Raw genomic sequence first — 23,339 nt, 5'->3', positions numbered from 1 at the left:
AATGGACCATGCCTATTCGAAATTGGGGTATTGTTCTCAACCAATTTATGCTTATTTTTGAAAAAAGGCTCAGATTATAAAATCCAAGCCTAACTTTTTAACTTACACACTTTACGAGATAGTGTCTTATTCGAACTGAAACGAATTATTATAATTAGTCCTTCTGCGGTCACTTAAGGAGACAACTGTTTTATAGTTGTCTCTTTTTTATATCCATAGATATCTCTTTATAAGGCTTTTATAATCTGAATTTTTGTGTTCGATATTTAAATGTAAAATACTTAGTCTGTTTGAAAAAAAGTTTTCTAAGTATTTATAATTCGGAAGTTTTTCCGGCACTGTTTAAACCAATAAAGCCGGCTAGCTTATCCTGTAAAGGAATGGTTACTCCTTCAGGGTCCAATGATTTATAGCCCTTTATTGTAACTGATGATATTCTCATAATGATATTTCGAGTTATTAGATTATTTCCTGTTCTTATCTATTATATTTTTAACATCGATAGAAATCTGTTTAACCATTATACTTTAAACTAATTTATAAAAGTTAATGCTATTAGGGTTATGGTTTTCCGTAATTGATCTGGATTGTTATTGATTAAAGTTACAACCTAACATTTATGGTTAGTTTTATTAATTTCTTCAAAATGTATTTTCTAAGTTTACAAGGCATTATACATATCCTTATAGAAGTCACATTGTCCCCATAAGTTTTTATTGCCAATGACATAGATTCGTTTTTTTGCCCTGGTGAGCGCTACATTAAGCATGTTGGGTTTTTCGGAAGCCCAGTTTCTAGCTCCCGGAGATTTGGGGTCACTACCTAAAACAAGAAATACAACGTCAGCTTCCTTACCCTGAAATTTATGAATGGTTCCACAAGATATTTTGGAATCATTTTTAAATTCCCATTCACAAAAACCGGCAACTAGAGAAAAAGGAGAAATAATAAAGATTTCATCCTGATACTTCTTTCCTTTTAATTCCTGTATTTTTATTTTCAGCAATTCAATCTCACCTTTTAAGGTGTGTTTATTAACCAGGTTTGTGTCCTCCACATGGAACCAGGTAGAATCTCCAATAAAAGTATTGTCTGTTTCATCCTGGGTGTCTTTTACCATTTGCCCGTTATAGGCAATTTTATTGGCAATATCAAACATAGGATTATCACATCTTCTGTGGGTACGAAGCGGAAAACCCGTCCATATTTGTTCATCTGAATTGGTAAGTGGCATATAAGTACCGTTTACCGAAATTCGATCGGCTAACTGCTGTACAGAAGTGTGTACGGGTGACCATATTTCATCTACCTTCTCCTGCTGCATAAGTTTATAGACCAAATTTTTAGGGATTGTCACCACAGGTTCCACCTGTAAAGGGTCTCCTACAATTATGCATCGCTTAGACCGGTAAATGATGCCGGCAGCTGATTGCGGAGTAGCCTGCCCTGCTTCATCAATCATCAACCATCCAATTTGATCTTTTTCTTTATTTGGTAATAAACGACTGACTGAAGCGAGCGTAGTGGATACCACTGGTACGCATAAAAAGAAGCTGCTCCATAAGTTGCTAACAATATTTTCCTGAACACTTGTGTACCCGGAAAGCATTTCAAAAAAGAGACTAAGGTTATTACGTATATATTTGGCATTGGCCATAATAGCATGCTGATGAAGTTCAATGCTTAACAGAAATATTTCACTTCTCAATTGGGCAATCCGGGCAGAGTGGTAAGGCATCCTTTTGTGCATCTCACTCATGGGCAAAGAAACAAAATCAGCATCCACCAAATCTTTATAAGCAATACCATACAGTGTATGAAGTTCTTCCCGTTTGTTAAGGTAAAGATTTATGGAATGTTTTAATGCGTCTAATTGTTCTGAGATCTGTTGTAGTTTGGTTTGTGTTGTGGATAATGCTGCCTCGCATTCTTTATGTTCAATGCGCAGGGCTTCACATTCTGATTGCAGCTGATCGTATTGATTAAGATACTGTTCAACTTTCATTTTCCATTGTTGATAAGAAGATGTTTTAAATAATTTTTGGAAAAAGAACCATGCAGGTTTTGTGTTTTGTAATAGTTGAAGGTTAATTTGCAAATGCTGAATAGCGGTTTCCCGCTCCGTTATTTGTTGTCCAAGTGTAGCGTCTTTTTTCGATAGCACTTTTTTATGGGCATCTAATGATGTTACTTCCTGCTCTAGCTTTATCTTTTCTTCTATCTCTTTTTGATAATGAGCCAGGGCATCATGAAATTTTGTGGCTTTTTCCCGGAATGCATCAAATTCTCCCAAGTGGGCTTTCAACTTCTCTTTGGTAGCTTCAAAATTTGTCCGATGTATTTTGCCTTGATTATTTTCTTTATCACGATAAACATTATGAAGCAAATCCTGGAAACCAATAAAATGTTTCTTTGCATCAGATATCCAAAAAGCATCCCTGAAATTTTTTCTATTCTCTGCATTTCCCAAGGCAGCGCTTAAGATTCCCCAATTGGGAGTTTCTGTCAGATACTGGGCCTGCTCTGTAAAATAAGCTGCATGAGGGAAAGCCTTACTGTCTATCTTTTTTACATAAGGCAATTCTTTGGTAATATTTTCTACCGCTGCGTTATTGTTACTGGCCACAACAATGTTATATTGATTAATCAAGCTTTCATGAAGTCGAAAATAGCCGGCAAAACCCTCGTCCTTTTCTATTTTCTCATACTTCTTATAAAAAAGATTGCCACAGCCTAATTTCATTATTTGCATGGCTCTTTTAACAACGACTTCAGCTACAACATCGAGCAATAAAGTTGTTTTTCCTGTTCCGGGAGGGCCGTTGATGCCTTTTATGCCATCCGCTTCTTCAAAAGAAGCAAATAAATTGTTTACCGCGGCAGCCTGCGCAGTGTAAAGACTATAAGAGGGAGAAGATGGCCATTTTCCGGCAGGAATATTTTTAGGGTTAATAGCGTTAAAGAAATGTTTTCGATCAAATAAAAAATCTTTTCTCTGGCTTTCATTAACTTTAAGGTTCAGGTATTCTTGTAAGGAGGTATTGTAGTTCTTAGGCGGTAAAGCGCATAAATAATTAAGGTCGTCTAAATAAAAGCTATTCAAAAAATTAACCTCCGGTTTGCTCTTTTTGTGAACTTCTTTTGCCAAGAAAAATATTTCAACGGGTTTTTCATTCCATGCTTTTATTTGTTCTTGCAAATAGTTCAGTTCCTGATGCAAGAGTTCCCATGTTACCCTCTTTCCTTTTCTTGCCGGTTTCTCATCTTCTTCGGTTGTATTTTCAGCAACAGGGGGAATGTTGTATCGAAGTTCAAAATCGCCTTGTACAGTGTTGAGTAATGATGAAACCTCTTCGCAATTTTTGTTTTGCGCCAGCACTTGCATTCCAACAATATATGACGCCAGCACATAGCTTCTTTCATCAGGTCTGCCCTCCTCATCCAAAAGCATGGCTGCAAGACAAGTATGTCCGGTTACTTTTCGCTCCCAATCTGCCTGAGCCTCTTTTACCTCCAATAATGTATCAATTTTTTCTATGATTGTTTTCTGCTCTAATTTTCCAAAAAACAAAGTGTATTGCCAAACATAGTTTTTCTTGGCAGGCCGCAATCTCTGCAGCCAGGGTAAAGGACTATTTTCTATAAGCGGATAACTACCTTTATTAAATTGAGGAAGATTGAAAACCTCTACATTTCTCCAAAAATTAAGTACATGTTGCTCCGATGTGCTCATCATTCATTAGTTTGATCCTCTATAATACGAAAAATATCAATACTTTTTGATTTATAGATTGTCAATGCAGAAAGAAAAGATTGTTTTTAAAAGTAATTCACCCTGTCTAAATTGACAATTAAGTTGGAATGAGGAACTTTAAGTGGATATTTAAGACTTGTGTAGGATGCTATGTTAATTATATACTCAATTTCAGATAATTTAGTTAAGTCCTCTACAAAAGTGTTCGGAAAATGAACCGCTGCGGTCACTAATCGCCCGTATTTTAGGGCTTTTTTGTGTACTTAATAGCTCTCACGTGCTTGTAAGTAATGAAAATGAGAAATGGAGCTATCAAAGCTTACATTATGCAAGTTAAATTCTCTGTTAAATTCAAAATCTAAATAATATTGTATTCATCATTAGGAACTCAAACCTATTCTCTGCAAAGAATAGAAGCATATTTCCAACATTTTACTTTTGAAAATAAAGTAAAAGAAACATTTTTATTAGAAAAAATAGGAGATAATAATTAAATTTGCGTGCACCGAAAAATACAGATATGATGTCCGAAGATTCCTCCTGCCACCATGGTAAACATTTTGTGGTTCAAAAAGGGAAAGTCCAATGCAGCCAGGGAAACCAATTTCCTCAGTTTAACGTCACTTCTCATCAGAAGCATTATTGGAATGATGAAGAAGGAGCATCCGATTATGTAGCCGTTACAGAAGATGATTTGCAGTTTATCCCCTCAGGGCCTAGTTTTGGACAATGTAAATTGAAACCAAGTTATGGAGGTTATTTGCCTTGTACTTTTGCTCCAGTAGATAAATGGCAAAAGACCTATGAAAAAGTAAAAGTAATGGGTAAAGGTTGTGTAACTGAAATTTCCGAATTGCTTTGCACAACGGGAGGTAAAATTACAATAAAAGACGCTGGACAAACGGCTTCGATGAATGTACAAAATATTAAAAATGCAGACCCTAAAGAACAATACTATATCAATCCTTTGTTAGATTATAAAGAGTTTCAAGAAGAACAATACGATGAAGTAGAAGTTTGTGAATAAAACACATCCATAATGAACAAGTTAACAATACTAGGAAATACACATCCTATAATAGGGAAGAAGGAAATGTATTCCATTGTTTCTCTTACTAATACTAGGTTAGGTCTTTCCCATACACCCTTTGGAGAATTAATAAAAACTCCTAAAAGAGAATGGGATGTTATGATACAAACCAAAACAGGTTGGAGGAAAGCTAACAATAATAAAGAAGGAGATAGAGTTCCTTATACTTTTGGACAAAAAAGTCTTAAATATAAAGGCATAAAAATAGTAGTTCGACAAGGAGAAGACTATGGAGAATTAATTATCCATCCTCAAAGGGCGAAAGAACAAAGAATATCAAAAGTAGAACTTTTAGATGTTAATTATCAAAAGATTCCTAAAGGAAAAAAGATAAGCTATAAAGATACAATTATCGCACGTGCCTATTGCATAGAAATGTTTAATATGCCTATTTCTTTTACGTTATGGGAAGATGATGCTAATGGTGAAGGTCATAATCCTATGATCAATGGTCTGAATAGAATCAATCTTATCCCTGTATTTGATACAGTTAATGAAGATGGTATTGCTCAGGTATCTTTCCGATTACCTGAATATACTTTGGCAGTACAGATAGCTAATGCTCGAACGGCATTAGGCGAGAAAGATGAAGGGGCAACTCATGAATATTATGTAACAGCTGATGCTGTAGAATCACATATACAGAAAGCAAGTGCTAATGTAAATGTAATTAATCCTACTTATAATCCGGTACCTACTAGGAAAAGGGAAATGCCTAAGATGCCAATACCACCAGTAATAAAACCTGAAATTGTTCCTGCTAAACCCAAGCCCGAGATGGACTCTCCCAAGTTTGCTATCACCCCAGGAGGTAAAAATCGTGAAGATGTAGAGGGGAGACTTCTAAGTGCTGAATTCGTAGATGAAAATGGGAACAAACTTCATTCTTCTAGAGTAGGAACTTTGGTATTCTTGAAAATCCTTGCCAAGGATATGAAGGATAAGAAAGTAAAGATCAAGATCTGGGAAGAAGATAATTTCCTGTGGACTCACGATTTAATTTTTGAAAAAGATTTGGTTTTAGTGGGTGATACAAATTTTACCTGGGTACATCTTACTAGGAAGCTGTTTGATAAAGCTAAAGATGGAGGTACAGATAGTAGCCGACAGGATTATTTTATAGAAGTAATTTACAGAGAAACATCTGTGAAATCTGCTGTAATGCCTGTGACTTTGGATGCTATACCTACAGAGGTATCAAAAGGAAGAAGTGCGGCTGTTATTAAAGAACCTATATCTGAGAAGAGAGAAGATAAAATTTGTGAATGTGAGGCAAAAGTGAAAGCTTTTATGAGAATGATTCGTATAGGAGAAGGGACAGAAGATGAAGATGGCTATACGAGAATTGTGGGAGGAAGCAGCTTTGCAGATTATGGAAAAAATATGAGTACACATCCTAAAGTTTATATATCAAAATATGATTCTACCGCAGCAGGAGCCTATCAGATAACAAAAACAAATTGGAATAGTGATAATTTTGCTAGTTGGAGAAATGATAACAATGTAAATGATTTTTCAAAAGAAAGTCAAGATATATATTGTGTATATTTAATTATTAAAAAGAAAAAAGCCTTTGATAATATTAATTCAGGAGATATTGATGGTGCAATTAGTAAATGTAGTAAAGAATGGGCAAGCCTTCCTGGTGCGGGCTATGGGCAAAGGGAAGAAAGTCGTGAAAAAATAAAAGAAAAATATAAAGACTTTCTAAAACAAGAATTGAGAGGTAGTTCAAATCTTTATATAAAAGCAGGCTTTTTAGAGAAATACTTTGGTATAAATTGTTGTAAAGATCTTCCAAAAGTTGAAAAGTCAGATTCTAGCGATATCATAGTTGAATTTGATGGAAATATTGAAGAAGAAAGACGGAAAGTTGTTTCAGAAAAAACTAAAAATATTCTAAAGAAGGCTGCAAAATCATCTGGAAATAAAAAAGTAGTAATCACAAGTACAATAAGATCTCCTCGAAAACAGGCCGAAGCTATGTATAATAATGAAAAGAATGGAAAACATATTAAGTATGCTACTCCAGGAAGACAAGTATTAGATATTTATAACCAAACAAAAAGCTTTGGGAGGGAAAAGACAATAAATGCTATGATTGAAAAGATTGTAGAGCTTTCAAAGCAAGGTAAAAGAGTTTCATTACATTGTGTAGCTGAATCTGAGTATGCTAAGCTAAATATTATAGATGTTTCCTACATCAAAGGACTTACGGATTATAAAAAATTCATTTTAGATGTAGCTAATGATAGTTCGGTATTCAAAATTATTCATCCAATAAAAAGTATTGGGACAAGTGGAAAAATAAACTATGATGAGGGTGAACCAGCTATACATATTGAAATCAAACAATAAAAAACTATGAAGTTATATTTAATCATACTCTTGCTAATATTATCATGTAATAGTAGCTGTCAAAAACCAAACAAAAATTCATTGCTAGAAATAAAACAAGCTGAATTAACAGATAATATACCCCCTGGAATTGATGGCTTAAAATATAATAAATTAGGGCTAGCTATTAAATCTGATAATTTAGAAGAAATAAAAAAACTTTTAAAAAAAGGTTCAGATATTGAAATTGCTGCTGAGGATGAATATAATGAATATAGTGCACTATATATTGCTATAATTAATAGAAATGAAAAAATTGTAAAATTCTTAATTGGGAATAAAGCAAATGTAAATTCAGTATTAAATGATGAAGGATATACACTCTTAATTACGGCTATTAAATCTAATGATATAAATATTGTTCAAGAGTTATTAAATGCAGGTGTAAAACTAAATGCTTCAACAGATATTGAAGGAAATAAGAAGTTTATTCCTATTCTTGAATCAACAATAAGTAATCAATTAGATATTACTAAATTATTAATGGAAAATGGAGCAGATCCATTTGAGAAAAATTTTGAAAATATCTCGGCATTTGAATATGCTAAAAACAATAATAAAAATTTATTAGCTGTTTTTGAAAGTAAAAATAAGTATGCTGAAATAAAAGGAAACTATAAAAGTGATTGTAATTCTAAAGTCAGTTTTCTGATTCTGGATAATGATAATGCATATTTAGATCTCATAACAAATGATGAATATGTTAGACTAGTTATGACAATTATTAATAAAGAGGTTTATTTTAATAATCTTGCGGGGATAACTAGATTAAATAAAACATTAGATTGGAATAGTATTTCAACAAAGCACTCAGTAATGAATATAAAACAAGTTTCTGACCATGAAATTATAATAAATTGGATTGGTTTCTATAATACAAAAAATAGAAAAACTGAAATTTCTGAAAATCCATTTGGAAATAATAACAATACACGCGTACATAAGTGCGAATAGGGTATATATAGTAAAATTAAAACGTTTTATGAATGCTTAGCATATACAAAACTGGAAGACTATGAATAATAAATCCGGAGTATTTAATGAAAAATAAAACCGTAATTTTTTTCTTTTTTTAGCCATATTTTCTTGTCAAAAAACGGATAACATGCTAATTGCTCAATCTCATAATGATAAGATAAATATTTTAAATTTACCTTTAGATTCAAAGAGCATTAATTATAAAGGTAAGGACAAAAATGGGTTTTTTATTTATGATAAAACATTTAAAAAACATATATTTTGTAAATCATTATCAAGAGTTTATGGAAAAATACCATTTAGTCAAAATATAGATTTACTTTTAATTGAGAGAAAATCGAATGATGATGAGCATACAGAGCCTATTATCACTATTTATTCTTATGATATACGTAAAAATCAAAAACTAGATTCATTAAATATCTATGAAACTCTAAATAGTGAAGCTACTTTTGAAAAGCGCTTTTTAATTGATGAAAATAAAAAAATTCACATATATGAAAATTCTGAAGGATATGATATAAATGATAATGGGAAAGACACTCTTATTGTAGTGAAAGAAGAGACGGATTATGAAGTTTCTGATAAAGGTAAATTTATATTATCCACTAATGAAAAAACATCTCCAAAAAGTTTATTTATTACAGATAGTTGGAATGGCAAATATCATTTTGAAGCCTCAAATAGAGATAATGCTAAAACAATTTATGATATTAATATTAAGTTTTTGGATGATATTTCAATAGATATTAATGATGATGGGAGTAAAGAAAATTATTCACATTTACAAGCAGTAAAACTGAATGATGAGAAAATAAAAATAGTTTTTAATTCTTCATTAGAAGATGAAATGGGAGTTATCTATATAGAAAGATTAGACGATGGATATGTAATTTCTGAAAATCCCATATATTTTATTAATCCAGGAAATAATGAAATGCCTTTAAAAAAACAAAATAGAAAGAAATATCTTAAATGTAGAGGGTGAGATTGATTTAATTTTTTTATAATCATGTTTTTAGGGATCTGTTGTTATTAGAATGTTTACTTCTGATCACAATATAGTTCTCTATTAGTAACATGGTTTCTGTAAATGGAGTAGGATTATTCTCATTATTAATAATTTTACGTAAAATTTTAAAAAATAGAAAAGCTTCTACAGTGAAGATGTTTTTTCTAAGAGTATGCACTAAAGTAATTACCTATGAAAAAAAATAATAGGAGTTTTAATCCCTACAACTAGATATCTAATTATTTGTGGAGAGGTTTTTACTGATAATTAACTATTGTCTTTTATGAATATAAAATATTATATAAAAGTAGTTTTAGTGGCATTTGCTATTACAGGATGTAAGAAAAACTACCAAACTGATGAGAAAAGAGAGAACCAATTATTTGAGTTTAGTGAAGTTGGAAGTAAAGAATTATTGACAATAGAATTTCCTCAAGAATGGAAAATACATCCTTATGAAAGTTCTTCTCCTATAAGTGAATCTGATATAATTAATGAATCTAATTTAAATAAGTTAGATTATTTTGATAATGTGAAAGGAAAACCAGTAAAAACTAGAAATTATATTTCCTTTCTTTCAGAAAAAGGATTCCGATTGGATTCTATTTTTGTCATGGATTCTATTTCGAATAAAGGGCGAACGTTTGTTTATCTTAAGATATTTAAAACAATTGAAGATCCTAACTATGATTTCCCCCCAACTGTACATCAAATAGATATTTTGGTTTTCCAGAATTCACAATTTTTACGAAAATTGAATATTTATACAAAGAAAAATTATCCCTTTGCGATTGATTTGAAACTGGGATATTTTAATAAGGAAGGGAATCTTTTCACAAAAGAATTTAAAACTGATGAGGAAAGTACAATTTTTACACAAGAAGAACAATTTAACTTATCAGATGATGGTGAAATACTAAAACAGAATTCAAGAATTATAAAAGGTAATAAGATTGCTAAACGGAATATATTAAAAGAGCCTAATCTTATAGGAAGCTATAAAATTTATGCACCGGCAATTAGTAATTCCAATGGTGAGGAGATTTCTTTAGGGTATTTTATTACAATAAAATCTTCTACTAAGGCGATTTTGAGTATTGATGCAAAATATTCTGAAGATTATGGTTGTGAGGGTGAATATAGATTAGCAAATAAGGAAAATATTATTCGATCAAGAGGATTTAGATGATTTTTATATTAAAGATGTTGATTGGTCAGGAAAGAAAAAAAGTTTTGAGGAGATCACTTCTAAGCTTTTATTAAAGAGTTTTTAGGAATACTTGATACCTATAAAAATGAAAAAGACTATGAATAATCAATTTGGATATTTAATGAAAAATACACTATTTGCACTATTTTTTTTGATTATTAGTATCAATATTAACGGTTGTAAAAAAGAAAAACGATTACTAGATGTTGAAAAAATAACTTCTATTTCGGATAACTATTCAGAAATTAAGATTGAAAAAATTAAAACAGAGAAAGATTCAAGGCATACTATTTATGAATTAAGAATAATAGGTGTAAATAATGTATTTCTTAACTTAAATTTCGAGAAAGAAACTGCAATTTTAGAAATTGATAATCAAAAGATTATTACCGATTTTAATTTTACTTATGATATTACCACTCAAGATGCTATTGGTAAGATAAAAATTCTTATTAATGACGAAAATAATTTAATATTTCTATTTCCTGTAATTACAAAAGAATATTTAACTTTTCAAATATTGAAATATAGCAAATTGAAGAAAACATTCTCGGATAGTGGTTTCCATTTTGAAACACATGATGATATTAGTAAATTGTATATGAGTTCTAAAGCAACTCTATCAGAAATAAACAATTCATACCTTCTTAAGATTGGATCTTTTCAATTCAAAGGGAATTTTCAACCAAAGGATAAAATTGAAACTAGTGTGTCACATAAAAAAGATGATTCATTTGATGGGAATTATAATTTTTGTTTTGATAATAAAAGAGAAGATTCTATTAAATCCGAAACATGTTATGAAATATCAATAAATTCTAATAATGTTTTAGTAGATGCAAATACATCCGTTTGTAAAGGTAAATTCATAATTAATAAAACTGAAGAAAATGAGATAAATATTAAAAATGATTCTGATTTAGATTGTGCTTTCAAGTTAAAAAGAGAAAGTGGAAAATATTTTATTAAAAGTGCACAATTTCTAAATCAAAATTGGCAAGAAATTAATAAGGAAAGATGAAATAGGAAAAGAAGGAAAGAAAATGGAAAAAATGAAGATAAAACTTCCCCCCCCCCTTATAGAAACAGATGTTGATTGGGCAGGAAAGAAAAAAAGTTTTGAGGTGATTACTTCTAAGCTTTTTAAGAGAATGTATATATGGAGAAAAGGAAGAGAATATCAGAGGAGAGAAGAATCAGTATGATATTAATATAGATAATTTTATATCCGCGAAAATAATGTCCAAACTAGATAGGAATGATTATGAGTAAGATCATTTTCATTTCGGGTATAGATAATCAAATGTTATTGGAATGAAAAAAATTACACTAATATTATTCATGACAACCAGTTTATTAAATTGTCAAAATAAGAGCGTAGAAAGCCAAACGAAAAAAGAAGACATAAATGAAGAATTAATAAAAGAACATATGAAACTCCAAGAAAGAATTGAGCTTTCTGAAAATGATACTGATACTTTACATTTGTATCATTTAACAGAGACAGATATTGAAATAGGAGGACAAGTATTATCCCAAGGAATGAAAAATAACGGTTATATACTTCTGGAGGAGAAAGCTTTTATAAAAAGAGTAAAAGAAATTTTTGAAGAGAATTCTGATTGCGGCTGTATTGGTATAAAAAAACATCTTGATTTTACGACATATTTTGTTAATCCTCATAAAGAAAAAAATATAATTAAAAGTGAATATGATTATACCTATGATCATATTTTTGTTTTTCCAAAATACGGATTAATATCTACTTTACCATTATTAAATGATATAATAACACTAAATAATCATAATCTTAGTATAAACTTAGACCAAGCTACTATTGCTAGAAATAAATATCTATTCAACGGTAATAAAGGAGAATTAAATTGGTTATTATTTAATGATAAAGAATTTTTGAAAACTCTTTTGATTTATTTTGGATATGATAAAGAAGAAAAAATCAATGAGTTAATTCTAAGTGATAAGTATAAAGAGTATTCTGAAGAGTTTCCTGCTTCCGTAGAAAAAATAGGAAATATTTTTTTTGTAAAAGATTGTGAAGGAAAACTTAAAATCAGAAAAGACCTTTTGAAATATGTAGATAAAACGACTACTAAAGATAATAATAAATATATATCCGCTCTTTCTGAATATATTGTTTCTATTCTTTATTCAAAAGAGGGACCATCTGTCTTTACTGATGATGAGAAAGCCGAAATAATTGCTAATATATCAAATATCGAAATTCCTAAATTGAATAAATTTAAAATAGGAGATACAACGGTTTGGAATGCAAAAACAAGTACTTTATTTTATTTACAAAGTAAAAATGCAATGAATCATCCTGAAATATTATCCCTCCTAAAAAAGCATAATTATTTTGGATTTGATTTTTTAAAAAATTACATTGAAAGTGGGCAGCTTTTAGATGAGGAGCCTAGTCCGTTACAAGGAGATGAATAAAAATTAGTATATATGAAAACAAATAAATTTTTACAATTAATTCTTTGTTTATTTTTCATAACAATTAGTTGTAAGAAAAAGGATTCGACTTCCTATAAAATATTAGAGAAAAAACAAGAATATAAAACTTCAAACTCAGGTAGTAACACTAATAATGATTCTTTTGTATTAAGTTGTGGCTCTGGTTGTGCAATGACCTACACACTCCAAATATTGCAACAAGATAAGTACACAATAAATGTTAAATTTAAAGTGGAAACATACATTGATGAAGAATTATCAGATACATATTATGAAAAATATAATTTTTGGTATAATCATTTCGGTGAAATAGAAAAAATAAATAAGGAAGGAGATAATGATAATGTGTTACAGAATCTTATGCCTGATGCACAAATAAAGTTTAAAAAATTTAGTAAACTATTGTTAAAAAATAAAAATGTAGATATATCTAAATTTTCTAAAAAAGAGAAAACAAATATTGATAATAATATTAAAGTCTGTGTTCTGCCATTTGATTTTACTGATTATTATAATATATGTATTGAGAATGATAAGGGCTGTGAAATAAAATATCCGTCTTATATATATCCAGAATATAAAAATATTCTTGAAAGCTATGGAGTAAAAGAGCAGCCGTCCGCTTTTTTTATACTTCCAAGAATACATAATTTACAACCTATAATTTTGGCTTTTACTGATTCTGATATAGAAGGTTATATCTTTGAAGTAATAGATAATAAAAAAGTAGTTTCATCATTACAAATTGGAAAAATGGATGGAGAAAAAATTGAAGATTTTATTATTAAAGAAAATTATGAAATTGAGTTATATTCAAGAAAAAATTCCGCTGAAAAAAGGGTTTTAAAAAGAATATATAGAGTCCAAAAAGATGGTTTGATAAAATAAAAAACTAACAACTGTGAGAGCATAAGCTATAATAAGAAATTGTAAAACTTTTTTAGATAGATTTGCATAGCATATACTATTGTATTTGGAAAGATTCACTGTGCTAATTTTTTTTAATTTTGACTCCAACTTAATAACTCTACTGAAAGCCTAGAACCCCCATTCAAAAAATGCAACCAAATTATAAAAAACAAGCAGCTATAGAAGCCGCAAAAAAATTGAAACCTCATCAAATAATTGGGCTTGGTGGAGGTGGTACTATTGCTTATTTGGCGGAAGAATTAGCAGCTGATATTAATAAAGCTCAAACTCTCCGTTTTGTTTCTTCCAGTGTAGAAACAGAGAATTTAGTAGTAGACCTTGGGCTGAATGTTATAGATGCTGCAACTCTTACTTTTATTGATGTATACTTTGATGGGTGTGATCAGCTGGATAAAGAATTGAATGCTTTAAAGAGTGGAGGTGGTATTCATACAGATGAAAAGGCATTGGCATGTATGGCAAAGGAGTTTATATTATTAGGAGATGTAGAGAAATATACTGATCAGTTCAATATAAATTGTTTATTTACCGTTGAGGTTGTTCCGTATGCAATAGGCTATATTAGTGATACGTTGAAAAAAAACTTTGATGTTCTTCACGTTGTTATAAGAACAAATGCTGATAAAAAAAATATATTAACCAAAAGAGGAGGGATTTTATTGGATGTAAAATTTCAGAGTTTCCCGGAATTATCAGCTCTCAATCAGATAAAAGTTTGGCCTGGTATTATTGATCATTCTTTGTTTTATAAGATGGCAATGGCTGCCATACTTTGTGGTCCGGAAGGAATGAATCATTTAAGTATTTCGTAATAGGCTAAGAATTAGTTTTTAAAACTATACTTATCAAAAAAAACATCTTATGAAAATATAAGATGTTTCTGTAGCGGAATAACTCAGCTTTAAATCTTTAACTGCTGAATCGTATTATGATGATCTAAACTTACGAGAGTATGTAATCGATCTAAAGATCTATTAATTCCGGGTTTTTCAAAATAATTTTTAATTTCAAGACTATCAGTTATCAAATTAGTAGAACGACTAGAAGAATAGAAAATAGGAATTTGATAATTTAAAATCATTCTCATTTCTTCTTCAATAATAGGTTGAGCGTGAGTTTCTTCTTTATTAAGAAGCTGTAAGGCCTGATAGGTTACATTTTCAATATCTGACCATCCTTTTTCGGATAGTTTATTTAAAACCAATCCATAACAAAGAGTAGGCTTGATCGTAACTCTCATTATATATTCCTGGGTTGCAATTTCATTAAAATAATCTAGTATTTCGGTATAATGAGTGGTGATAAATTGGATAGCATCTCTCATTCCCTCTTTAATAATAGACGTTTTTTTAAAATGAGGAGGCATAGAAAACCAGTTATCTTCTGAAATAGGACTAAAATCAAATTTTCCCTTTAATGGAACATCGATTTCAAAGGGAAGAACGCCTGTTGAATAAACAGACTTTGAAAAGACTTCATTGGTTATATCTTTCTTTTTTAAAGGTTGAAAAATACTTTCAATATCAACAAAACACAAGCCTTTTTTACTTAAAATAAAATTTTCAAAGTGAGCATCGGTGGCAGATAAAAGGTAGAGAAGAATAGATAAAAATCCTATTTGATAATTAAATAAATGGTCGTCTTCAAAATGATGATCTGTTTCAATGTATTCCTGAAGTAAAAATTCCCCATGATGGTCATTGTGAATATTTAGACTTTCAACGGATGCCGGAAATACCGATTTAAATTTTTTTATAAAGTTTTCGTATATAAGATAGTTCCTGAGAGCTCCTTTTTTGTAAACTACTTTTTTATGGGTACTATGACATTGTACCATTCTTACCACATCCCACTGATGATGAGGATCAGAAAGAAACGTAGAAAGACTGCTATTTTTTGAGTAATACTGCGATATGTTTTCCTGCGTATGAATAATATTTTTCTGAATTAAAGCTTTAATATGTTCAATATGATCATTTAAAAAAGGAAAAGAAGACTGAAAAAATGTCACATACTCTTTAGAGTTTTGAAAATAAAGCTCTTGCACTTTACTAATGTGCTCAAAATAATCATATTGTATTTTGAAGTATATAGGTAAAGCCCTTCTTAAATCATCATATACCAAGCTTTCTTTATCCTGCATGATCATCTTTTATATGGCTTTTTTTACAATTACATTTTCAGACATAAACTTCTTTAATACATTTTTAATGTTTTCAACATCATTAATATGATGAGATATAGAATGAATAGAAAACTCTTCATTGGTGAGAATGTGATCTACAATTTCTAAGCTGGTAAGCGGCAGACTAATATTTTTTGTTCCATTTAATGAGTTGAATATGAGAGTTTGATTGTGCAATGAAAATTTTAAATTTTTTCTTTTACGATAAATATCAGAATTTTTCAGGTCCAAACTAGGATTCCAAAGTAAATCATTATCAGGTAGTATAATGGATTGTTTAATATTTTGTTCTTTTATTTTTGCTTTAATTTTTAGGACAATTTCCTGGCTCAGCTCTTGCTCTTTTAATGAAGCTAGAGAAGAGGTAAGAATATCAGAAATATTGTCTACGGTGATTTCGGAATATTGTATACTTTTTCTAAAGCTAGGAAAAAACTCTGCGAGCTCTTCTATAAATAATTGAGCTAATTCATACTTTCTATTTAATACCAATCCAAAAGTTATATGCAGAGAAGGTTCTGTTTCGTTACAATGTCCATAATGGATAAATCCTCTGGGGATATATAAAATAGAATCTTTTTCTAAAGTGGTATCTAAAAGAGGAGTGGTTTCAAAAATTTTATCGGAAACAATGGCTTTTTGCCTTTCTAATGGTAGGTCCAAAATGGGAGAGTATATCTTCCAATGTTTTGATCCTTCAATTTGTACCATAAAAACCTCTGCTGAATCAAAATGAGGTGAAAATCCCTGAACATTGGGAGGAGTAAGAAATGCACTGCATTCAACGGGACATTCAAAAATATGCTCCATTTGCTCACATATTTTTTTCAAGGACAAATTAAATGAAGAAATAAAATTGATCGTAATAGTTGCGCCCTCTCGATAATCTCTAATGATTTCAGGATAAGAAATTGTTTTGCTAAAGAGATTAGGAAAAACGAGTTTTCCATTTTTTGTAACTTGAATAGAATCGGGAGACTGATCAATAAGTTTTACTAATATATCTTGAAAATCATCATAAGTAAAAGAAATCGGTACATCTCCTCTTATAGATTTTGTAAAAGGAGATTTTTCAAAATGATTTTCTTGAATTGTTCTAAATATATCCATATGTAAAAAAGACGTAAATTCAGGTTTATAACTGATTTACGCCAAATTAAGATTAATACTGTAGTGATTCTTCTAATTACGTACTAAAATAGTAGGTAATACAAGTTGTTCATGTGCTGCTAATTGAGCAGATGCCGTTAAGAAATCAGATTCTCTTATTTCACTACTTGTAGGTTTTGCAGGAATAACGATGTTAAATGTGTCTTCTGTATTAAATAAAACAGAAAAATTAACGTTATTAGGAATAGGAATACCTAATGAGTTTAAGGCTTCGTTGGTTTTTTTTTGAAGAGATGTTTTGAAGTCTTCATCCGTCCATGCTTTCAAAATAAGTTTGGTCATTGCAGATTTAAACTCTGCTTTTGAGATTTCTTTTTCCATGAATTTTGTTTTTTGGTATCTTTTAAAAAGTAAATACTAATATACAGTATTTGGGCTATATGACAAATAATTTAATGCTATTTATGGGCGTCATGGTGAAATATTTTTATTTATTTCTTTTTGTGTGAATTTTTTTTTAATTAATTCTTTTTTTGGTGTAAAATGGTTAGATAATTGTTGTAGATAAAAAGAGGTGGAACATCTATAAACAAGTTATTCTCTGTAGAGAGAAAAATAGTATATAATAAAAGAACCTCCCGAAGGAGGTTTAAAAAACACAAATGATAAAAAAAAACCTCTACTTGAGGTATTCAAATATATAAAAAACTAATCATATAAGTGATATAATTATAAAGATAAAATTGAAAAAAAATAATAAAAATTATGCATATCTAATAATTTAAAACATTTTTTACTAGAATAACTCCTTTATTTAAAATAAAAAAAACAAGATGTTATGTATGGGATAAGTATTGAAACTGTTTTTTATTATCCTGAAAATCAAATTGTTATTTTGTATTTGGATTTTTAATTTAAAATATTATTTAAACCAACCAATCATAAAAATATTATAAATGAAATACGAAAAAGCTGTTCAGTATAAAAAAGAATTTTTAGAAAAAGTTCATGAGTCAATACCTAAATACTACTATATTATTATTACGCCGGCCATTGCTAACGAAAGTGAGCGGTATATTGGTGAATTTTTGAGGAATCCTAAGCTCTTTAATGATAAAAACTCTAGGAAATATTCTTCCAATGATGATTATATAGTAGTAAGCTTTGAAAAAAGCGATGTATATGAGAAAAAATAGGAGCGACTATTTACTTAAAATAGGTGTCGCCTATAGCATTTATAGTGCTTATCGGTTAAAAGAAAAATCCCCGGATTTCCGAGGATAAAAAACTAATAACCATGAAAACTCAAATTAAACATGAGTTGCTTCTTGTATTGAGAAAATTGTGCCAATATTTATAAAATAAATATCTTTTAAGAAAATTTTAACACTTTTAAGTCCTGAATCTTAAAAAGTTGTAAATATTAGAAAAAAGGAGGGCACTCTACATTAAAATACATTTTCTATATAAGTCGTTAATGAGGCAGATAGTATATTCGACTTTTAGTATTTATTACTCATTATGAGTAGAATACACTAATTAAAAAGCCTAGTTTATATTTTTACTATAAATATGGATAGGTGGACTTTTGTACATCAATTCTACATAAAGTCTTCTATATTTTCCTATTGTAAGTTTTTATTTTAGAATATTAATGTGAAGCAAAAGCTTTACATATGATTAAAATAGTGTAATTTTTTCCATGACAATTAGGCTAGAACCACCATAAAACCTATATTTGCAGCCTAAATTTTAAAATTATGAAAGAACTAATTGAAAAAATCAACACGGAATTTGAAGCATTTGCTACTGAGGCAGGTCAACAATCAGAAAAAGGAAATAAAGCAGCAGGTACAAGAGCTCGTAAATCAGCTTTAGAACTAAGCAAACTGTTCAAAGAATTCAGAAAAATTTCAGTTGAAGAATCTAAAAAATAATTACTAGATACCGGCTTATTAAAGCCGGTATTTTTATATTACCTATTTCATATACTATATTTTCATTTAAATTCCTTGGAATTATTTCATATTTAATCCAATCAATAAATCATATGAAAAGAAACCATTTTTTTACATGGCCATTAGCTGTTCTAGCTAGCCAACTTTCGTGGGCTCAAATAAAAATAGAGGCTAACGAAAAAATTAATCCTATAGTACAGAATTTTGTCAATGAAGTCAATACCAATTCACAATTGGAAGGCATGGCCTATGAGCTTCTTGATGGAATTGGCCCCCGTTTAGTAGGAACTCCTGAAATGTTAGCTGCTAATGAATGGACTGCCAATAAATTAAAATCTTGGGATATAGAGGCTAATCTTCAACAATTTGGAACATGGAGAGGATGGCAGCGAGGAATTACTCATGTAGATATGACACATCCTCGTATTAAATCATTATCCGCAACTCAATTGGGGTGGTGTCCTTCTACCAAAAAACCAATAGAAGCAGAAGTGATTATACTGCCTAAAGTTTCTTCTAAATCTGAGTTTGATCAATGGCTATCTTCTATAAAAGGAAAAATTGTTTTGATGTCTCAATATCAAAAAATTGGGCGTTCTGATGAACAAATCAAAGAATTTGGAACTCCCGAACTTTATGAAAAATTGAAGGCGGAAAAAGAGCTCGAATCTAAAAATTTTCGGGATTATATGAAGAATATTGGATATGATATCACTACACTTCCCCAAGCTTTAGAAAAAGCGGGTGCCGTTGGAATTGCAGTTTCCAATTGGACCGGAATTATGGGAGCCAGTAGGATTTTTGGTGCTAAAACAACGAAAACTCCTATGATTGATATTGAAATGGAAGATTATGGAATGCTCTATAGAATGGCCGAAAAAGGGGCAAAACCCCAAATTAAAATTGAAACGAATTCAAAACAACTTCCGGAGGCTAAAACTTTTAATACCATAGGGATTATCAAAGGGAAAGAAAAACCCAACGAATATGTTGTATTATCAGCTCATCTTGATTCTTGGGATGGAGCTCAAGGAGCTACAGATAATGGAACAGGGACGCTTACCATGCTTGAAACCATGAGAATATTGAAAAAAGAATATCCCAATAATAAAAGGACAATTGTTTTAGGACTTTGGGGGAGTGAAGAACAAGGTTTAAATGGTTCCAGAAGTTTTATTGAAGATAATCCGGAAATAGCTAAAGGTATCCAAGCTGTCTTTAACCAAGATAATGGAACAGGGCGTGTAGTAGGAATTAGTGGACAAGGGTTTGTAAAATCATACGATTATATAGGAAGATGGTTGAATGCCGTTCCTAAAATGGTTAAAGATAATATTAAAACGGACTTTCCTTCTATGCCCGATAAGGGAGGTTCTGATCATTCGTCTTTTGTAGCTGCTGGTATTCCCGGGTTTTCATTGGGATCTCTTAACTGGGGGTATTTTGGATATACATGGCATACGACAAAAGACACTTATGATAAAATTGTTTTTGATGAATTAAAAAATAATGTAGTATTAGCTGCTACATTAGCCTATATGGCATCGGAAGATCCGGAGTTTACGAGCAGAGAGAAAAGAGTAATGCCTCAAGATGAAAAAGGAGAATCCATAAAATGGCCTGAAATGAAAAAACCTATAAGGAGTTCTAAAGATTTTAAATAATATCAATATAGTTCAGATAAAAATTGGGCAGTCATTTATGACTGCCCAATTTTATTTTTATTTTATAAAATCATACTTAATTGTACCCTTTTTCTTACTTCATCGACATCCGTAACTTTGACTTGTACATGTTGATGGAGTTTTACGACTTCACTCACATCAGAGACAAATCCATCTTTTAATTGAGAAATATGGACAAGACCACTTTCTTTAATACCCAGATCCACAAAACATCCAAAAGCCGTTATGTTGTTGACAATTCCAGGTAAGATCATACCAATTTTTAAATCTTTTATACTCTTTACTGTCGGATCAAACTCAAATACCTTTGCCGCTTTTCTTGGGTCTAATCCCGGTTTTTCCAATTCTTTTAAAATATCTTTAATCCCTAAAATACCAATTTCCGGAGTCAGATAATTTTCCGGATTTATTTGGGCAACTTTTTCTTTATTAGCAATCAATTCATGCGTTTTAATACCCAAATCTTTTGCCATTTTTTCTACAATTCCATAGGCTTCAGGATGTACAGCAGAATTATCTAAAGGATTTTTGGCATTAGAAATTCTCACAAATGCAGCTGCTTGTTGAAAGGCTTTTTCTCCAAGTCGAGGTACTTTTTTCAGGTGTTTTCTATCTTCAAAAGCTCCGTTTTCGGCTCTATAATTAACGATATTTTCTGCCATTTTCTCTCCAATACCGGAAACATAGCTTAAAAGAGATTTACTGGCTGTATTAAGATTGATCCCCACTGAATTTACACATTTCATGACCGTGGAATCAAGCTCATTTTTTAAAAGGGTTTGGTCTACATCATGCTGATATTGACCTACTCCAATGGATTTTGGATCTATTTTTACCAACTCTGCTAATGGATCAGATAGTCTTCTACCAATGGAAACAGCCCCGCGAACAGTAACATCATAGCTCGGAAACTCATCTCTAGCAATTTTACTTGCTGAATAAACGGATGCCCCTGCTTCAGATACGACAAAAACTTGCAAAGGTTTATCGAAGGCAATTTTTTTGATGAAAAATTCAGTTTCTCGACTTGCTGTTCCATTTCCGATAGATATGGCTTCAATATTATAGGCGTTTACCATAGACCTAATTTTTTTCATCGCCATTCCGGATTCATTTTGAGGAGCATGAGGATAGATGGTTTCATTGTGGAGTAAGTCGCCCTTTTCATCTAAACAAACAATCTTACAACCACTTTTGTATCCTGGATCTATGGCTAAAATTCGCTTTTCTCCTAATGGAGGTGCAAATAATAATTGGCTTAAGTTTTCAGCAAAAATCTCAATGGCTTTTTTGTCTGCCTTTTCTTTAGCTTCTTGTAAGGCTTCATTGGAAATAGCAGGTTCCAAGAGTCTTTTATAACCATCTTTTATAGCTAAAGAAATTTGAGTAGAACTTTCATTATTAGATTTAATAATGGCATTTTCTATAAATTCAATAGCTTCTTCTTTGTCAATTTCTATATTTGTTTTTACGAAACCTTCAGCCTCTGCTCTTAACATAGCCAAAAGTCTATGAGATGGAGCTCTGTTGAGACTTTCTTCCCATTCAAAGTATTGAGAGAACTTTTGAGCACCTTCTTCATCCTTTTTGGCTTTTACTACTTTAGAGGAAATGGTAGCTTTCCGTTGAAATAATCGGCGAAGATTTTTACGGACATACATATTTTCATTGATCCATTCAGCCATAATATCTCTTGCTCCTTGAAGAGCATCTCCTTCATTGGCAACTTGATCATTAATATATTGTGCAGCCAAAAATTGGATATCATTATTTTTTTGACTCATAATTATTTTAGCTAAAGGTTCCAGTCCCTTTTCCTTTGCGGAATCAGCTTTTGTTTTCTTACGTTTTTTATAAGGAAGATAAAGATCCTCAAGCTCCTGAATATCGAAACTGTCTTCAATTTTTTGTTTAAGATCCGGAGATAGAGCATTTTGTTCTTCAATAGATTTGAGAATGGATTCTTTTCTTTTTACAATTTCTTCAAACTGTTTATTAAGTTTTGAAATGTGCTCTATTTGAGTTTCATCAAGATTTCCGGTCATATCTTTTCGATATCTGGAAATAAAAGGAATAGTACAATCTTCGGATAATAGTTGAAGAGTATTATTGATGCTTTTTTCTGAGATATTTGTATGATTGTGTATAAAATGTACCGTTGTCATTGTTAAATTTTCGAAAGGCTAAATTAATGTTTTGAAATGAAAAAGGCGAGTTACCCCGCCTTAAATGTTTTCACAACGGAATAATCCTTATTGTGAATTCTTTCAAAATTTATAGAATAAAAATAATGATTTTTTACTTATAATGGTACTATTTTTTTGGAAATATTCTTTTTAAATTTATTATAATAAAAACTAAATGATTATGAAAACTATTATTTCATAAATAATGATTAAAGGTTTACTATAAATATAATGAAATTTTCAATTTTAAGAGTATAGTTTTCTTAAAAAAATCTATTTAAATTTATTATAATAAAAACTCAATGATTGTAAGAAAAATTATAGCATGTTTAGTAAGAGGGGTAAATTATTATAGAATAATCT

General features: G+C 30.4%; 20 protein-coding genes. 14 read left to right on the top strand and 6 right to left on the bottom strand.

Annotated elements, in window-relative coordinates; all coding sequences use genetic code 11:
* Positions 1-313: 313 nt before the first annotated feature.
* A complete protein-coding gene (locus tag CHRY9293_RS18755) occupies positions 314-442 on the bottom strand; it encodes an ATP-binding protein (RefSeq protein WP_162034033.1) in 129 nt (42 codons plus the stop codon).
* Between the two features lie 219 nt (positions 443-661).
* Positions 662-3,733, bottom strand: a complete 3,072-nt coding sequence (locus CHRY9293_RS16745; protein ID WP_162034032.1) for a DEAD/DEAH box helicase — start codon at positions 3,731-3,733, stop codon at positions 662-664.
* 389 nt (positions 3,734-4,122) lie between these two features.
* Between CHRY9293_RS16745 and CHRY9293_RS18900 the strand changes: the two genes are divergently transcribed.
* The 11 genes from CHRY9293_RS18900 to rpiA all read left to right on the top strand — a co-directional run bounded on the left by CHRY9293_RS18900 (position 4,123) and on the right by rpiA (position 14,664).
* Positions 4,123-4,248 carry a hypothetical protein gene (locus CHRY9293_RS18900; protein ID WP_262887733.1) on the top strand — a complete coding sequence of 42 codons (126 nt, stop codon included), beginning with the start codon at positions 4,123-4,125 and terminating at the stop codon, positions 4,246-4,248.
* A 2-nt stretch (positions 4,249-4,250) separates the two neighbouring features.
* Positions 4,251-4,781 carry a DUF4280 domain-containing protein gene (locus CHRY9293_RS16740; RefSeq protein WP_228455577.1) on the top strand — a complete coding sequence of 177 codons (531 nt, stop codon included), beginning with the start codon at positions 4,251-4,253 and terminating at the stop codon, positions 4,779-4,781.
* Between the two features lie 12 nt (positions 4,782-4,793).
* Positions 4,794-7,202 carry a glycoside hydrolase family 24 protein gene (locus CHRY9293_RS16735; RefSeq protein WP_162034031.1) on the top strand — a complete coding sequence of 803 codons (2,409 nt, stop codon included), beginning with the start codon at positions 4,794-4,796 and terminating at the stop codon, positions 7,200-7,202.
* A 6-nt stretch (positions 7,203-7,208) separates the two neighbouring features.
* The gene (locus CHRY9293_RS16730) at positions 7,209-8,195 is read left to right on the top strand and encodes an ankyrin repeat domain-containing protein (RefSeq protein ID WP_162034030.1); all 987 of its coding nucleotides are present in this window, start codon (positions 7,209-7,211) and stop codon (positions 8,193-8,195) included.
* A gap of 151 nt (positions 8,196-8,346) precedes the next feature.
* Entirely contained in the window at positions 8,347-9,207 is an 861-nt protein-coding gene (locus tag CHRY9293_RS16725; RefSeq protein ID WP_162034029.1) for a hypothetical protein, read from the top strand.
* Positions 9,208-9,514: 307 nt separating this feature from the next.
* Complete coding sequence (locus CHRY9293_RS16720) at positions 9,515-10,420, top strand: hypothetical protein (protein ID WP_162034028.1); 906 nt, start codon at positions 9,515-9,517, stop codon at positions 10,418-10,420.
* Between the two features lie 118 nt (positions 10,421-10,538).
* A complete protein-coding gene (locus CHRY9293_RS16715) occupies positions 10,539-11,462 on the top strand; it encodes a hypothetical protein (protein WP_162034027.1) in 924 nt (307 codons plus the stop codon).
* Positions 11,463-11,493: 31 nt separating this feature from the next.
* Positions 11,494-11,646: a hypothetical protein gene (locus tag CHRY9293_RS16710; RefSeq protein ID WP_162034026.1), complete on the top strand. Its 153-nt coding sequence runs from the start codon at positions 11,494-11,496 to the stop codon at positions 11,644-11,646.
* Positions 11,647-11,755: 109 nt separating this feature from the next.
* On the top strand, positions 11,756-12,901 hold the full coding sequence (locus CHRY9293_RS16705; RefSeq protein ID WP_162034025.1) for a hypothetical protein: 1,146 nt from the start codon (positions 11,756-11,758) through the stop codon (positions 12,899-12,901).
* A gap of 12 nt (positions 12,902-12,913) precedes the next feature.
* Entirely contained in the window at positions 12,914-13,810 is an 897-nt protein-coding gene (locus CHRY9293_RS16700; protein WP_162034024.1) for a hypothetical protein, read from the top strand.
* A gap of 170 nt (positions 13,811-13,980) precedes the next feature.
* Positions 13,981-14,664: a ribose 5-phosphate isomerase A gene (gene rpiA, locus CHRY9293_RS16695; protein ID WP_162034023.1), complete on the top strand. Its 684-nt coding sequence runs from the start codon at positions 13,981-13,983 to the stop codon at positions 14,662-14,664.
* Positions 14,665-14,753: 89 nt separating this feature from the next.
* Here rpiA and CHRY9293_RS16690 read toward each other — a convergent pair whose 3' ends face one another.
* The 3 genes from CHRY9293_RS16690 to CHRY9293_RS16680 all read right to left on the bottom strand — a co-directional run bounded on the left by CHRY9293_RS16690 (position 14,754) and on the right by CHRY9293_RS16680 (position 17,528).
* The gene (locus CHRY9293_RS16690; RefSeq protein ID WP_162034022.1) at positions 14,754-15,995 is read right to left on the bottom strand and encodes a DUF4135 domain-containing protein; all 1,242 of its coding nucleotides are present in this window, start codon (positions 15,993-15,995) and stop codon (positions 14,754-14,756) included.
* Between the two features lie 9 nt (positions 15,996-16,004).
* The gene (locus CHRY9293_RS16685) at positions 16,005-17,147 is read right to left on the bottom strand and encodes a JmjC domain-containing protein (RefSeq protein WP_162034021.1); all 1,143 of its coding nucleotides are present in this window, start codon (positions 17,145-17,147) and stop codon (positions 16,005-16,007) included.
* Positions 17,148-17,219: 72 nt separating this feature from the next.
* Positions 17,220-17,528, bottom strand: a complete 309-nt coding sequence (locus CHRY9293_RS16680) for a nitrile hydratase subunit alpha (protein ID WP_162034020.1) — start codon at positions 17,526-17,528, stop codon at positions 17,220-17,222.
* 575 nt (positions 17,529-18,103) lie between these two features.
* Between CHRY9293_RS16680 and CHRY9293_RS16675 the strand changes: the two genes are divergently transcribed.
* From CHRY9293_RS16675 to CHRY9293_RS16665, 3 genes are all read left to right on the top strand, one after another.
* Positions 18,104-18,343 (top strand): hypothetical protein, encoded by a 240-nt coding sequence (locus CHRY9293_RS16675; protein WP_162034019.1) that lies wholly within the window; start codon positions 18,104-18,106, stop codon positions 18,341-18,343.
* A gap of 564 nt (positions 18,344-18,907) precedes the next feature.
* Complete coding sequence (locus tag CHRY9293_RS16670; protein ID WP_122547574.1) at positions 18,908-19,084, top strand: histone H1; 177 nt, start codon at positions 18,908-18,910, stop codon at positions 19,082-19,084.
* Between the two features lie 113 nt (positions 19,085-19,197).
* A complete protein-coding gene (locus CHRY9293_RS16665; RefSeq protein WP_162034018.1) occupies positions 19,198-20,769 on the top strand; it encodes a M20/M25/M40 family metallo-hydrolase in 1,572 nt (523 codons plus the stop codon).
* A gap of 62 nt (positions 20,770-20,831) precedes the next feature.
* On the opposite strand, the gene CHRY9293_RS16660 is transcribed toward CHRY9293_RS16665, so the two are convergent.
* Complete coding sequence (locus CHRY9293_RS16660; RefSeq protein ID WP_162034017.1) at positions 20,832-22,955, bottom strand: Tex family protein; 2,124 nt, start codon at positions 22,953-22,955, stop codon at positions 20,832-20,834.
* Positions 22,956-23,339: the final 384 nt, after the last annotated feature.

The sequence above is a fragment of the Chryseobacterium potabilaquae genome, assembly GCF_902728265.1.
GTDB lineage: Bacteria > Bacteroidota > Bacteroidia > Flavobacteriales > Weeksellaceae > Chryseobacterium > Chryseobacterium potabilaquae.
Note: the sequence above shows the minus strand (reverse complement) of the source record. Positions and strands in the feature narration are given on the sequence as shown.